Origin of the sequence: Holdemania sp. 1001302B_160321_E10 (assembly GCF_015552275.1) — a bacterium.
GTDB lineage: Bacteria > Bacillota_I > Bacilli_A > Erysipelotrichales > Erysipelotrichaceae > Holdemania.
The window spans coordinates 60037-73139 of the sequence record NZ_JADNEM010000006.1 but is presented as its reverse complement, the minus strand read 5'-3'; the positions used below and the strand labels follow the sequence as shown (position 1 = coordinate 73139).

The window sequence follows — 13103 nt, the reverse complement described above, 5'->3', positions numbered from 1 at the left end:
CATCAGAGGCATTCTCAATGTTGGTGAGCCACATTCTTTTTTCTGATTTTGTCATTAAAATCACCTGCCTAACTTATGAGTGTGAATTCATGCAAAAAACTATGCGATAGCGTAAATGTTCATTAAAAAGCATAGAAATTTGTTTGAAAGTGTGATAGAATATGACCATGTAAGTATCGCGAAACTTAACTTCAAGTCATGCCTAAATTATAAAAAATAGGGAATCAAAAGTATTTGCCATCGTTTTGCCACTGTTTTGCCATGTTTTTACCGAGGGCATGTAAGGGAGGAATTGGACATATGAATGAAATGACATTATCTTCACTTATCCCAATCATGCAGGATGGGTTTATACAACATGACAAGCAGGAAAGTGCAGGTAGATTTTTGCTTGAGTCGGTGACGATACAAGAAGACTCTCTATGTACTACCGATTTGAATTCTAAAAAAATAAGTCGCCTGGTAAGCAGGAAGGATCCTGTCCCAGACGACATAAAGCAAGCCGCGTTAAGAAACGATATTGCTGTTAAAGTCGAAAAATATTTTAGGCAAAAGGTAATGTCGGATATAAACCCTTATACAAAAGATGATGTGCTTCAAAAATTGATGAATATTATCATTCAGGATGCTGAGATTGCACAACGCAAGAAAAATGAATTTCAGAGGTTATATGATGCGGAAGACGATGCTTATTTTTTGTATTCTGTATTTATGTATGTACTTCAGCGGAATAATAAAATCATTGCCAATGCAGTTGAATACCAGGATGCACCATTGTTAGCAGAGGTGAATTATGAATGCCCGCTTACTCATGAAAAATTAGTGGAAGAAGTAAAAGGTATTCCTAAGAAGAAATACGAGATTACTCAGATATTTCCTGATGATTTGCCATCAGAACTTGCTGCAACATTTAATGCTGTATATCCAAGACCTAAGAATTTAGACGCACCGGAAAATCTAATTGCATTAAGCAAAGAGGCCTCTGAAAACTATCTTATGAGTCCTATGGTTGATGAATATAAGAAACTCTATGAGATAAAGCAAGTTACCAGTAAACAGTACAAGGCTATTAATGCAATTAATAGAATCGAATTAGAAGCAGAAATAAGAGCAGCAATAGAGGGGTTGATTTCAATAAATCCTTCTGACGTGCTTCCGCAGCTTGAATATGCTGCACTGAGAATAGATCAAAAAATCAGCGATGCGTTGTTAATGAATGATGTGCGAAATCATGTGCTTCAATACTATAGATACATAGAAACCATTTTTTCAGAAATGACAGATGTCTTTGATGATATTGCCGGGGAAGTAAAATTAAGTTCTCAAAAGTTGGAAAAAGCCGGTCTTTCCCAAGAAGATGTTATCTATAATCTGACGGAATGGATTCATAACAAAGCATTTGCAGGAGATACCAAAGGAAAAATGGCTTGTAGGATTGTAGTGTGCTTTTTTATTCAGAACTGTGAGGTGTTTTACAAAAATGAAATTTCCAAGTAAAGTAACTTCATATAAGGAAAGTAGCCTTGCATTATTTCCGGTGATATTAAAATATCTGGAGAAGAAGGATATGACACCTTCTGAATTGTATAAGAAAACAAGAGGAAAGATGTCAGGAATACAGGAATTTCTGGAGATTTTGGATTGCCTGTATGCCTTAAATAAAATAGAGCTTGAAGGAGGTGTGCTTCACTATGTTGGTTGAAATATACTGCGATAAATTTAAAACTGGTGGAAAAGATGGTGAGGTACGTGCACCTATAATATTTCATAAAGGACTGAATGCTATTGTAGGTGATGAGGATAGATCCAACTCAATTGGAAAATCTACATTACTTATGATTATTGATTTTGTGTTTGGTGGAAAAGACTATATAAACAAGTGTTTGGCAGTGCATGAGAATGTGAAAGAACATAACATTTGCTTTACTTTAGAATTTGATGGTATTGAATATTCTTTTATGCGTAATACTGTCAAATACAATGAGGTAATCCGATGCGACAGACAATATGTACCTTGTGAAGATAAGAAATCGATGACTATCGAAGAATATACCGCTTTCCTTGGTGAAATGTACGATTTAAAATTTGAAGGCTTATCCTGGAGAGGGTTGATGTCTAAACATATTCGTGTGTTTGGACGAGATACAATGGATGCTTCCAGACCTTTGCAAGAAGCAAAAGATGGAAAAGTTGAAGATGAAATAAAAAGATATTTAAAGCAGTTTTATAGATATGCCATTGTTAAACAGCAGATTAATCAGGCAAAGGTTGCGGAAGACGAGAAGAAAGCATTTGGAAAATCTGTATCGTATGAGCATATCAGAATGGCTAGCAGCGACAAAGAATATAAAGCTAATGAAGCAAGAGTTGCTGAATTGCAGATCAAAGAAAACGAATTAGCTGAAAACAGTAGTAAGGGATTACTTGATCTTACAAGTATGCAGGCTCAGCAACTAAGTGAGTTGAATAGTTTGTTACTTAGTTATAGCAGGCAGAGAGCAAGGGTGCAGATGCAGCTTAATTCCCTGAGAAAAGAAATGACTGAAGGCAAAAAGTCTTTTAAGAGATCATATTCTGATTTGGAAAGATTTTTTCCGGGAGTGGAATTCAAATCGATTGCTGAAATTGATAAATTCCATCAGGGGCTATCAAAAGTCCTTCAGGAGGAATTTAAGGAAAGTGAAGCTGATCTTGCCACAACTTATGTAATGCTTGGAAGTGAGATTAAAAAGATAAAAGAGCAAATTGCAGAAATAAAAAATATTCCAAACGTTACACAAGCTGTATTGAAAGAATATGCTCGTATTACAACGGAATTAAATAACCTTAAGGCCGCTAACGAGAATTACACAACTTTTGGTCAGTTGAAGAAAACAGCAAAGGAATATGCGGAAACACGAGACAGAATTATTGCTAGTCAGCTTTCAGATATTCAGGACATTGTGAATGACAAAATGAAGGAAATCACTGTGAAAATTGTTAGAGATAAGAATTTAATTCCACCAAGACTCAATTTGGAAAAAATTAATTCTTACACATTCGAAACAAAGGGGGATGACGGAAGTGGTGCTGGTCAAAGGGGCTTGATCACATTTGATTTGGCTAATATGGCGGTATCAAATATTCCATTTGTTGTACATGACGCAGACTTGATGGATCCAATAGAAAAGCCAACTCTTACAGCTTTGATAAGGTATTATGATTCCATAAAAGAACAGAAAAAACAGGCATTTGTATCTTTTAGATCTTATGAATTTTATGCCGAGGAGATTAGAACTACAATTGAAAAATGTAAGGTGATTGAACTTGAATCTGGAGGTTATGAATTATTTGGTTGGGCATGGAATAAGGAGAACCAAAATGAGTAAGGAGAATAAGAGCAAGAGTAAAAAAGTATTAAAAACGCAGTTTAGTTATAATCCACTCTGGAAGATGTTAATAGATCGAGGGTTGAAAAAGCGAGAGCTACAGGAAATGAGTGAAGTAAGTGCTACTTCTATAGCAAAGCTTGGTAGAAATGAAAATGTGACAACAGAAGTCCTGCTTAGGATTTGTGAATCCCTTGATTGCGATATACAGGATATTATGGAGCGAATTCCGATAAAACATGATGAAACTGCAAAACAGGAAGGATAAGAATAAAATGGCAGACAAAAATACAGCCGATATTGGATTTGAAAAACAAATATGGGATGCAGCCTGCGTGCTTCGTGGCAATATGGATGCATCAGAATATAAGAACGTTGTTCTGGGATTGATTTTTTTGAAGTATATCTCAGATAGATTTGATGATAAGTATCAGGAACTTGTTGAAGAAGGCGATGGATTCGAGGAGGATATCGACGAATATACTTCTGAGGGTATCTTCTTTGTACCAGCTGGTGCACGTTGGAGTGAGATTGCAGCAAAAGCACATACTCCGGAAATCGGAACGGTGATCGATGATGCCATGCGTGCTATCGAAAAAGAAAATAAGCGTTTGAAGGATATTTTGCCTAAGAACTTTGCACGTCTGGAGCTGGACAAGCGTAGACTTGGTGATGTTGTGGACCTGTTCACCAACATCCAGATGATTGAACACGGCAGTGAAAAAGATATCTTGGGCCGTACCTATGAATATTGTCTTTCTATGTTTGCTGAGCAAGAGGGAAAACGTGGTGGTGAATTCTTTACACCATCATGTGTAGTACGTACTTTGGTGGAAGTCTTGAAACCTTTCAAAGGACGAGTATATGACCCTTGTTGTGGCTCAGGAGGTATGTTTGTTCAGTCTGCGAAGTTTGTTGAGAATCACAGCGGTAACATCAGCAATATTTCTATCTATGGTCAGGACTCAAACCCTACTACATGGAAGATGGCGCAGATGAATCTTGCAATTCGTGGAATTGAGCCTGATCTTGGAACCTATGCGGCAGATACATTCCTTGATGATCGTCATCCAACGTTGAGAGCAGATTATATTATGGCTAATCCCCCTTTTAACCTTTCCGATTGGGGATTGGATAAACTAAAAGAAGATCAGCGATGGAAATACGGAACACCACCAGCAGGGAATGCTAACTTTGCATGGCTTCAGCATATGATTTTTCATCTTGCACCAGCAGGTCGTATTGGTATGGTATTAGCAAATGGTTCCCTTTCTTCTCAATCAGGCGGAGAGGGTGATATTCGTAAGAATATTATCAATGCTGATTTAGTTGAGTGCATTGTTGCAATGCCTACTCAGCTTTTCTATACAACGCAGATTCCAGTTTCACTTTGGTTTATCAATAAGCAGAAAAAACAACCGGGAAAGACTTTATTTATTGATGCTCGAAAGATGGGAACAATGGTGAGCCGAAAGCTTCGTGAGCTGACGGATGAAGACATCAATAAGATTTCAGAAACCTACGAAGCTTTTGTTGACGGAACACTTGAAAATATTAAGGGATTTTGTGCTGTTACGGATACAGCTGAAATTGAGAAACAAGATTATATCCTTACACCTGGACGCTATGTGGGTATTGAAGAGCAGGAAGATGACGATGAGCCCTTTGAAGAAAAGATGGATCGGTTAACATCTGAACTTGCGGAAATGTTTGCAAAGTCGCATGAACTGGAGGACAAAATCAGGAAGAAGCTGGGGGCGATCGGATATGAGCTCAAGCAGTGAAATAACGTATTGTTTGATTTTTGATACGAATGCGTTGTTTCAAGCATATGAAAAGAGGGCAGATTTCACAACTTTTAGCTTCAATGCAACATTTGAACATGTAGTTGGTATGATTGAGCAACTTGATATATATGAATATGTAACCATAGCTATCCCATCAGTTGTCTGGAGTGAAATGGAGAAGCAGATTATAGAAAAGCATGATGAATTGCTTGTTACATATAAAAGTACAATATCAAAGAAACAGTTTCCTGAGTATTCTATACAGGAGAATCCTACAATAAATTATCCAGAATATATAAAAATTAAGATTGAGGAATATAAGAAGGAGATTTCAGGAAGAGCAAATAGCGTTATAGAAATTCCAATTGCTTCTAATAATAGGTTTGAAAGCATTGTAAATCGTGCATTTAGTAAGTTGCCTCCATTTGAGGGAAAAGACAAAAAGTCTGATAAAGGATTTAAGGATGCATTGCTATGGGAAAGTGTTTTGGAATTTGCATTAAAACACCGCAACTCAAAAATCATATACTATTCCAAAGATAATGCTTTTGGAGAATTTCTGCTAAAGGAGTTTGCAGAAAATGTATCAGATTCATCACTGTTCATATGCAAAAATGAAAATGAAGTTAAGGTACAGTTAGAAGCGTGGGCAAAGGAAATTGACAAATATTCGTATCAACCAATTGAAGATTATGATGAAAATAAGGAAATTGTTGATTGGTTAAATTCTGGAGATTTTTCTGTGCAGATAATAGAGCGAGACTTTGGTCTTGTTGAAAAAGGACGTTTGATTACTTCAACTACAGCTCATTTGATTAGCATTGATAATATTGAATCTTTGAATTCGGACGAGAATGGAATTGAATATTATATTGAAGCTGCTTTGCAGTTTATATACGAATTGAAGGATGGGGGAAAAACACAGGACACAATCAACATAGGCATAGATGTTAAGATGCTGGATGATGCTACTTATTCGGTTGAAGATGCTTATAGAACGGATGAAGATGAAACTGAAAGTGAGAGTTAGCTTATGAATACAGGACAAGAAAGAATAAACGAATTTGTAATTCATGAAAAACTGGAGGCGATTGGGTATGAAATCTGAATGGACAAAAAAGAAGCTCTCTGATATTGCAGATTTCAATCCGAGAGAAACAGTAAAAAAAGGTGCTATAGCTAAGAAAATCCCTATGGATGTGCTCCGCCCATTTTATCGCGATATTCCATATTATGTTGAAGAATGTTTTTCTGGTGGTACGAAGTTCCGTAATGGAGATACAATTATGGCACGAATTACGCCGTGTTTAGAAAACGGAAAAACAGCTCAGGTCTCAATCTTAAATGATGGAGAAGTTGGCTTTGGCTCAACGGAGTATATCGTATTCCGAGCAAAAGAAGGAATCGCTGATAAGGACTATTTGTACTATCTCGTTTGCAGCCCAGAAGTAAGAGAACCGGCAATAAAATCTATGGTCGGTTCATCTGGACGACAGCGTGTGCAGACGGATGTGGTAAAGAATCTTGAAATTGATGTTCCACCATTAGTTGAACAAGAAAAAATCGGCTCATTCCTGAAGGCGTTTGATGATAAAATTGCACTCAATGATAAGATAAACAAGAATTTAGCGGCTTAAAGCTGGATGTTGGAGACATCAATCTCGCCGGACATCAGCTTCGGTAGCAAGGAATCTCTCAGTTCAGCAAGCCGCAAATTCTCGATGGAATTATTTAATACAGCCTGATAAATCGGCTCAGCTACATCCAGAAAGGCTTTTGTGTCATCGTTAGAGAGTTTCATGATATTCTCCGCCTCAAAATCTCTGGTTGTAATAGCATCGAACACAGCCCCGCTTGCTTTATGTTTCAGTCTATCAACCGCTTTAAGAGTGTAGAAATAAACAAGGAGCTGGGGTGTGTCCTTGTCGACGAGTGCATAACACGACTGATTCATTGCCATAGGGACACCCGGCAAACTGACTTTACCTACTGTACCTCGTGCTGTAACAAAAACAGTGTTTATAGGATAGAGACGGCTATTGCAATGAGCCAGACCTTCCTCGGTAATTGTCTTTTCAGTGGTGAGAGTGTAAGGCGAGCCTACATCTTTAGGAGTAAAGAACGGTATATCGCCATTCCAATACGAGCTTTCACCGGTTTTAGGTGTGCCACCGCCGAGAATTTGAATTATTTCAGTAAAGCCGATTTCTGTTTCTGCCTGATCATAGAAATTTGTAAACAAAGCGGCTGCTTGCAGCTCTAAATTCTTGTTTAACATAGGGAGGAAGACAAAATGATGTATTTTAAAGGTGTGCCAATTGAAAAAGTAGGCTACTGTAAATGTTCATCCATATCGTCTGTTACATCAGAAATTGAAGAATGGGGATATTGGGATGTTTGCTGTAGGTGTGGGAAACCACTTGAAGATGGATTTCATTATTATAATCATTATGATGGAGAAGATCACGATGATATAGACCTTTATTAAGAATAAAACTCCCACCAACGGCGGGAGATAAAGCCAACGGAACTGCCGTTGAGTCGTTCTCTGGAAAATAAATTTGAAGGAGAATGACCTATGAAACAACAAATTATTTCAGAGGTGATGCAGCAAATGCTACCACACCTCGACAATGCCCAAATGCAGCAGTTGCAAAAGGTGCTTGAAAACACACTGTTTGGCTGTGAGATTACAGCACAGACAGAAAAGAAGGATGCAGACGACAATCCAAAGCTGATAGACGCTTTTGTTTCGGCAAAGCGGATTGAAGGCTGTTCAGAGAAAACACTGAAATATTATCGCACAACTATTGAGACGATGGTAGCTTCGATAAGCAAAGGCATCCGCCACATTCAGACAGAGGATTTGCGTTCCTATTTGACGGATTATCAAAGCAAAAATCAATCCAGTCGTGTGACGATTGACAATATCCGCAGGATTTTATCCAGTTTTTTCTCTTGGTTGGAGGATGAAGATTACATTCTGAAAAGTCCTGTTCGCCGTATCCATAAGGTGAAAACGGCTACTAACATCAAGGAAACCTATACAGATGAAGATTTGGAAAAAATGCGTGATAGTTGCACAGAACTTCGAGATTTGGCGATGATTGATATGCTTGCTTCCACTGGAATGCGTATCGGTGAAATGGTTTTGCTGAACAAAGCAGACATCAATTTTAACGAGCGTGAATGTGTGGTTTTCGGTAAAGGCGATAAGGAACGCATTGTTTACTTTGATGCCCGGACAAAGATTCATTTGCAAAACTATATTGATAGCAGAACGGATGATAATCCGGCATTGTTCGTCACTTTGCGTTCTCCACATGAGAGAATCAAAATTGGCGGTATCGAATCTCGTCTGCGTGAAATGGGTAAGCAGTTAGATATACAAAAAGTCCATCCGCATAAGTTCCGCAGGACACTTGCAACGATGGCAATTGATAAGGGAATGCCTATAGAGCAGTTACAACAGCTCTTAGGGCATAAACGAATAGATACAACCTTGCAGTATGCAATGGTCAAGCAGAGCAATGTTAAGTTGGCTCACAAGAAATATATTAGTTAGGAAGGTGACAATATGACAGAGTGGAGAAAAAGATGTTTGGGAGAAATCACATCATTTATGTCTAAAGGCATTCCACCTAAATATGTAGAAAGAGAAAATGAGAATACAGTTCGTGTGTTAAATCAGAAATGTAATCGAAATTTTGAAATCAAGTATGAGGAATCAAGATTACATGACTGTTCAAAAAAGAAAGTGCCCGCTGATAAAATGCTTCAACCAGGAGATGTGCTGATTAACTCTACCGGTACTGGAACTGCTGGTCGTGTTGCTCAATTGTATGAAGTGCCAACCCCAACAACAATAGATGGACATATGATACTTCTTCGTCCAACCGAGGAAATTGATTCTATTTATTATGGGTATGCGGTTAAAGCGTTCCAACCTAAAATTGAAACGCTTGCGGAAGGCTCAACCGGTCAGACTGAAATAAATCGAAAAAGATTGCAGGAAGAAATTGTGATTTCTTTTCCAAAAGAAAAAGAAACTCAAGAGCGTATCGCTCGTTTTCTGTTGAATATAGATGAAAAAATAAAAGTGAATGATAAGATAAACAAGAATTTAGAGCAACAAGTTTCTGTCCTTTATCAGTCGTGGTTTGAAGATTTTGAAATCACAAATGGCGTTTGTCCTGAAAATTGGAGCTATCAAGAACTTTCAACGATTGCAGATATTGCAAGCGGAAAACGTCCACCTGTAAAATCAGACACTTGTAATGAAAAGACTCCTATTTCTATTGTCGGTGCGGCATCCGTTATGGGATTTACTTCTGAAGCAAACCACACAGATAAGATTCTTGTTACCGGAAGAGTTGGAACACACGGCGTTATTCAAAGGTTCAACACTCCTTGCTGGACTTCTGATAATACTCTTGTAATAACAAGTCCTTATTACGAATTTACTAATCAAATTCTGCACAGAATAGATTATGCATCAATGAATCGAGGTTCAACGCAACCACTTATCACACAGGGAGATATGAAAAAGGTAGCTGTATTAGTTCCCGATGAAGATACACTTGCAAAATTCGAGGAATTTGCAGGTTCATTGATGGCTAAATGGGAAGCAAATAACAACGAAAATGTCAAACTTGCTTCGTTAAGAGATACACTACTTCCAAAACTAATGTCCGGCGAGCTTGATGTCTCCGACATCGACCTTTAAGCCGCTAAATTCTTGTTTACCATAGAAACATAACGAAAATTACAGGAGGTTGAATATGCCGAGTTTATTTACAGAAGATACATACGAACAAGCAATCATTGAATTGTTTGAAAACATGGGCTATGACCACCTCTACGCTCCGGATTTTGATAGAGATTATACCAGTCCGCTTCTGGACTCTATTCTGAGAGATAGCTTGGTGCGTATCAACCGTGGTCTGCCTGTAGAAGCTATAGATGAGGCACTAGCCAAATTGAAGAATTTTGATACTGGAAGTCTGTTGCAGAAGAATATCATTTTCATGGATTATCTGCAAAATGGTATCACGGTTAAGTTCTTTGTAAAGGGCGAGGAGCAATCATCTATTGTACGCTTGATTGATTATGCAAATGTAAAGAACAACTCTTTCTATGTGGTAAATCAGTTTACGTTTTTAGAAAACGGAAATAACCGTCGTCCGGACATTATTCTATTTATTAATGGATTGCCCCTTGTTTTGATGGAATTGAAGAGTCCGGCTAAAGATGAAGGTGGTGCAGAGAATGCCTACCATCAAATCCGCAACTACATGCAAGATATTCCATCTATCTTTTATTACAATGCAATCTGTGTAATTAGCGAATTGTCTACAAATAAGGCCGGAACTATCACATCCGGCTTAGATCGTTTTATGGAATGGAAAACCAAAGACGGTAATTACGAAGATACTGCGTATGCTTCCTTTGAAACCTTCTATGAGGGTATGTTCCAAAAGGAACGTCTGTTGGATATTTTGAAAAATTTTATTCTTTTCTCAGGCGTTAGCAATAGTCGTTTCAAAGTGTTAGCCGGATACCATCAGTATTTTGCTGTTCGCAAAGCGATAGAGAAAGCAAAGGTGGCAACGAAGACCGATGGTAAGGGTGGTGTGTTCTGGCATACACAGGGCTCTGGTAAGTCATTGTCGATGGTATTCTATGCACATTTATTGCAAGATGCATTAGATAGTCCAACTATCGTAGTTATGACAGACCGTATTGATCTGGATGATCAGCTTTATGTACAGTTCTCACAATGCGCAGATTTCTTGCGTCAGACACCGGTACAGGCAGAGAGCAAGGAACATTTGAAGTCACTTCTTGATGGCAGAAGTGCAAATGGAATTATATTTACAACAATGTTCAAGTTTGAACGTGGAGAGAAAGCTTTGTCAGAACGCAGAAACATTGTTGTTATGGCAGATGAAGCGCATCGTGGGCAGTATGGTTTTGATGAAAAAATCGTTATGTCAGAGAATGAAAAAGGTGAAAAGGAAGCGCATACTGTAATTGGTAATGCTCGTATTATCCATGACGCATTGCCGAATGCTACATTTATCGGATTTACCGGTACACCGATTTCAGCCAAAGACAGAAACACTCGTGAAGTTTTTGGTGATTATATTGATGTCTATGATATGACACAGGCCGTGGAAGACGGTGCTACTCGTCCGGTTTATTATGAAAGCCGAGTTGTTCATTTGAAGTTGGATGAGAACACATTGGCGTTAATTGATTCTACTTATGATGTCTTAGAGCAGCAGTCCGATGCACAAACAATCGAGAAGAGTAAAAAAATGCTTGGTCAGATGGAAAGTGTACTGGGAGCTGATTCAACAATAGAATCTCTTTGTGATGATATTGTTGAACATTACGAAAAATATAGAGCAAATCTTCTGACGGGTAAAGCCATGATTGTGGCGTATTCTCGTCCGATTGCAATGAAAATCTATCGCCGAATCTTGAAAATTAGACCTGAATGGACGGATAAAGTCGGTGTAGTTATGACTGGCGGCAACAACGATCCGGAAGATTGGAAAGAGATCATCGGAACAAAATCGCACAAAGAAGAGCTTGCAAGGAAGTTTAAAGATAACAATGACCCGATGAAGATTGCTATTGTAGTTGATATGTGGCTCACCGGTTTTGATGTACCTTCTTTGGCTACTATGTATGTGTATAAGCCGATGCATGGTTATAACTTGATGCAGGCTATTGCTCGTGTTAACCGTGTATTCAAGGATAAAGAGGGCGGATTGATCGTAGACTATGTTGGAATTGCATCAGCTTTAAAGGCTGCAATGAAGGAATATACGAAACGCGATCAATCTAAATACGGTGATATGAACATTGCAAAGATGGCATATCCGAAGTTTCAGGAAAAGCTACAAGTTTGCAAGGATTTATTGCATGGCTTTGATTTTAACGGATTTATAGGTGGCTCTCCACTTACAATGGCTAAGCTTATTACGGGTGGCGTAAACTTTATTCTCGATGCAAGTGTACCAGAAAGAAAAGATTTGTTTTTGAAGGAAGCCATGCTTTTGAAACAATCACACTCGCTTTGTTCCAGTATGACAACAGAGCAGGAACGCCATGAAGCGGCTTATATGGAGGCTTTGCGTTCTACTGTTATTAAGATCACGTATGGTGGAACAGGTGGAAAAAGTTTGTCACTTACTGAGATTAATGATCAAATCAATGAACTTTTGAAAGCGGCAGTACAGAGCGAAGGTGTCATCAGCTTATTTGACAGCAGCAAGAGTAGCGGTGAAAAATTCAGCCTGTTTGATCCAGCAGTCCTGGACGAAATCTCTAGAATGAAGGAAAAAAATATAGCTGTTGAGATTTTGAAAAAACTTATGGCTGAGCAAGTGGCTCTTTACAAGAGAACAAATGTGGTACAGTCACAAAAATTCTCGGAGAAGATAGCACAACTGATGAACTCTTATTATAATGGACTAATCACTAATGAAGAGGTTATTAAAGAACTTCTGAAAACTGCAGAAGAGATTGCAAATCTCTATAAGAATGGTCAGGAACTGGGGCTTTCACAAGAAGAACTTGCGTTTTATGATGCTCTTACAAAACCGGAGCATATCAAGGATTTTTATAAGAATGATGAATTGATTGCTTTGACAAGAGAACTTACAGAAATGCTTCGTAAGAATCGCACTATCGATTGGCAGAAGAAAGAAACTGCTAGAGCGCAGATGCGTAAGATGGTTAAGCGACTCCTTAAGAAATATAAGTATCCGCCGGAAGACTATGATTTTGCAATAAGCACAGTAATTAGTCAGTGTGAGCTTTGGACGGATAATGTGGAACCACGAAAAGAGGAAAAACTCTATAAATATGTATCTGAAATAGAACTAAGCAAAGTGGCAGAGGATACGGTTTCTTATGGAGAAAAGAAGTAATGGAG

At 38.2% G+C, this 13103-nt stretch carries 12 protein-coding genes; 11 read left to right on the top strand and 1 reads right to left on the bottom strand.

The features are described 5' to 3' along the window. Window positions 1-300: 300 nt before the first annotated feature. The 7 genes from I2D94_RS05145 to I2D94_RS05115 all read left to right on the top strand — a co-directional run bounded on the left by I2D94_RS05145 (window position 301) and on the right by I2D94_RS05115 (window position 6792). Window positions 301-1497 (top strand): ABC-three component system protein, encoded by a 1197-nt coding sequence (locus I2D94_RS05145; protein WP_195395846.1) that lies wholly within the window; start codon window positions 301-303, stop codon window positions 1495-1497. After that, window positions 1481-1702 carry an ABC-three component system middle component 7 gene (locus tag I2D94_RS05140; protein ID WP_172016528.1) on the top strand — a complete coding sequence of 74 codons (222 nt, stop codon included), beginning with the start codon at window positions 1481-1483 and terminating at the stop codon, window positions 1700-1702. Before I2D94_RS05145 ends, I2D94_RS05140 begins: the two co-directional genes overlap by 17 nt. After that, window positions 1692-3368, top strand: coding sequence for a DUF2326 domain-containing protein (locus I2D94_RS05135; protein ID WP_195395845.1), 1677 nt, complete (start codon window positions 1692-1694; stop codon window positions 3366-3368). The genes I2D94_RS05140 and I2D94_RS05135 overlap by 11 nt, the downstream gene beginning before the upstream one ends. Further along, the gene (locus tag I2D94_RS05130; protein ID WP_195395844.1) at window positions 3361-3636 is read left to right on the top strand and encodes a helix-turn-helix transcriptional regulator; all 276 of its coding nucleotides are present in this window, start codon (window positions 3361-3363) and stop codon (window positions 3634-3636) included. Before I2D94_RS05135 ends, I2D94_RS05130 begins: the two co-directional genes overlap by 8 nt. Window positions 3637-3643: 7 nt before the next feature. Beyond that, the gene (locus I2D94_RS05125; protein ID WP_195395843.1) at window positions 3644-5152 is read left to right on the top strand and encodes a class I SAM-dependent DNA methyltransferase; all 1509 of its coding nucleotides are present in this window, start codon (window positions 3644-3646) and stop codon (window positions 5150-5152) included. Continuing rightward, the gene (locus I2D94_RS05120) at window positions 5136-6185 is read left to right on the top strand and encodes a PIN domain-containing protein (RefSeq protein ID WP_195395842.1); all 1050 of its coding nucleotides are present in this window, start codon (window positions 5136-5138) and stop codon (window positions 6183-6185) included. The genes I2D94_RS05125 and I2D94_RS05120 overlap by 17 nt, the downstream gene beginning before the upstream one ends. Before the next feature lie 67 nt (window positions 6186-6252). After that, complete coding sequence (locus I2D94_RS05115; RefSeq protein WP_195395841.1) at window positions 6253-6792, top strand: restriction endonuclease subunit S; 540 nt, start codon at window positions 6253-6255, stop codon at window positions 6790-6792. On the opposite strand, the gene I2D94_RS05110 is transcribed toward I2D94_RS05115, so the two are convergent. Beyond that, window positions 6789-7433: a restriction endonuclease subunit S gene (locus tag I2D94_RS05110; RefSeq protein ID WP_195395840.1), complete on the bottom strand. Its 645-nt coding sequence runs from the start codon at window positions 7431-7433 to the stop codon at window positions 6789-6791. The two genes, I2D94_RS05115 and I2D94_RS05110, sit on opposite strands and share 4 nt — an antisense overlap. A 15-nt stretch (window positions 7434-7448) precedes the next feature. Here I2D94_RS05110 and I2D94_RS05105 point away from each other — a divergent pair, with 15 nt between their 5' ends. The 4 genes from I2D94_RS05105 to I2D94_RS05085 all read left to right on the top strand — a co-directional run bounded on the left by I2D94_RS05105 (window position 7449) and on the right by I2D94_RS05085 (window position 13098). Further along, on the top strand, window positions 7449-7643 hold the full coding sequence (locus I2D94_RS05105) for a hypothetical protein (RefSeq protein ID WP_229056766.1): 195 nt from the start codon (window positions 7449-7451) through the stop codon (window positions 7641-7643). A 90-nt stretch (window positions 7644-7733) separates the two neighbouring features. Next, entirely contained in the window at window positions 7734-8720 is a 987-nt protein-coding gene (xerA, locus tag I2D94_RS05100) for a site-specific tyrosine recombinase/integron integrase (RefSeq protein ID WP_195395839.1), read from the top strand. A 12-nt stretch (window positions 8721-8732) separates the two neighbouring features. Further along, window positions 8733-9881 carry a restriction endonuclease subunit S gene (locus tag I2D94_RS18210; RefSeq protein ID WP_229056765.1) on the top strand — a complete coding sequence of 383 codons (1149 nt, stop codon included), beginning with the start codon at window positions 8733-8735 and terminating at the stop codon, window positions 9879-9881. 55 nt (window positions 9882-9936) lie between these two features. Next, window positions 9937-13098, top strand: a complete 3162-nt coding sequence (locus tag I2D94_RS05085; RefSeq protein WP_195395838.1) for a type I restriction endonuclease subunit R — start codon at window positions 9937-9939, stop codon at window positions 13096-13098. The last annotated feature ends 5 nt before the right edge of the window (window positions 13099-13103 follow it).

Excerpts from the sequence above, each read along its gene's own strand:
- I2D94_RS05145 (WP_195395846.1), top strand. The coding sequence starts at position 301 with ATGAATGAAATGACATTATCTTCACTTATCCCAATCATGCAGGATGGG.
- I2D94_RS05135 (WP_195395845.1), top strand. The coding sequence starts at position 1,692 with ATGTTGGTTGAAATATACTGCGATAAATTTAAAACTGGTGGAAAAGAT.
- I2D94_RS05130 (WP_195395844.1), top strand. The coding sequence starts at position 3,361 with ATGAGTAAGGAGAATAAGAGCAAGAGTAAAAAAGTATTAAAAACGCAG.
- I2D94_RS05115 (WP_195395841.1), top strand. The coding sequence starts at position 6,253 with ATGAAATCTGAATGGACAAAAAAGAAGCTCTCTGATATTGCAGATTTC.
- I2D94_RS05110 (WP_195395840.1), bottom strand. The coding sequence starts at position 7,433 with ATGTTAAACAAGAATTTAGAGCTGCAAGCAGCCGCTTTGTTTACAAAT.
- xerA (WP_195395839.1), top strand. The coding sequence starts at position 7,734 with ATGAAACAACAAATTATTTCAGAGGTGATGCAGCAAATGCTACCACAC.
- I2D94_RS05120 (WP_195395842.1), top strand. The coding sequence starts at position 5,136 with ATGAGCTCAAGCAGTGAAATAACGTATTGTTTGATTTTTGATACGAAT.
- I2D94_RS05105 (WP_229056766.1), top strand. The coding sequence starts at position 7,449 with ATGATGTATTTTAAAGGTGTGCCAATTGAAAAAGTAGGCTACTGTAAA.
- I2D94_RS05085 (WP_195395838.1), top strand. The coding sequence starts at position 9,937 with ATGCCGAGTTTATTTACAGAAGATACATACGAACAAGCAATCATTGAA.
- I2D94_RS18210 (WP_229056765.1), top strand. The coding sequence starts at position 8,733 with ATGACAGAGTGGAGAAAAAGATGTTTGGGAGAAATCACATCATTTATG.
- I2D94_RS05140 (WP_172016528.1), top strand. The coding sequence starts at position 1,481 with ATGAAATTTCCAAGTAAAGTAACTTCATATAAGGAAAGTAGCCTTGCA.
- I2D94_RS05125 (WP_195395843.1), top strand. The coding sequence starts at position 3,644 with ATGGCAGACAAAAATACAGCCGATATTGGATTTGAAAAACAAATATGG.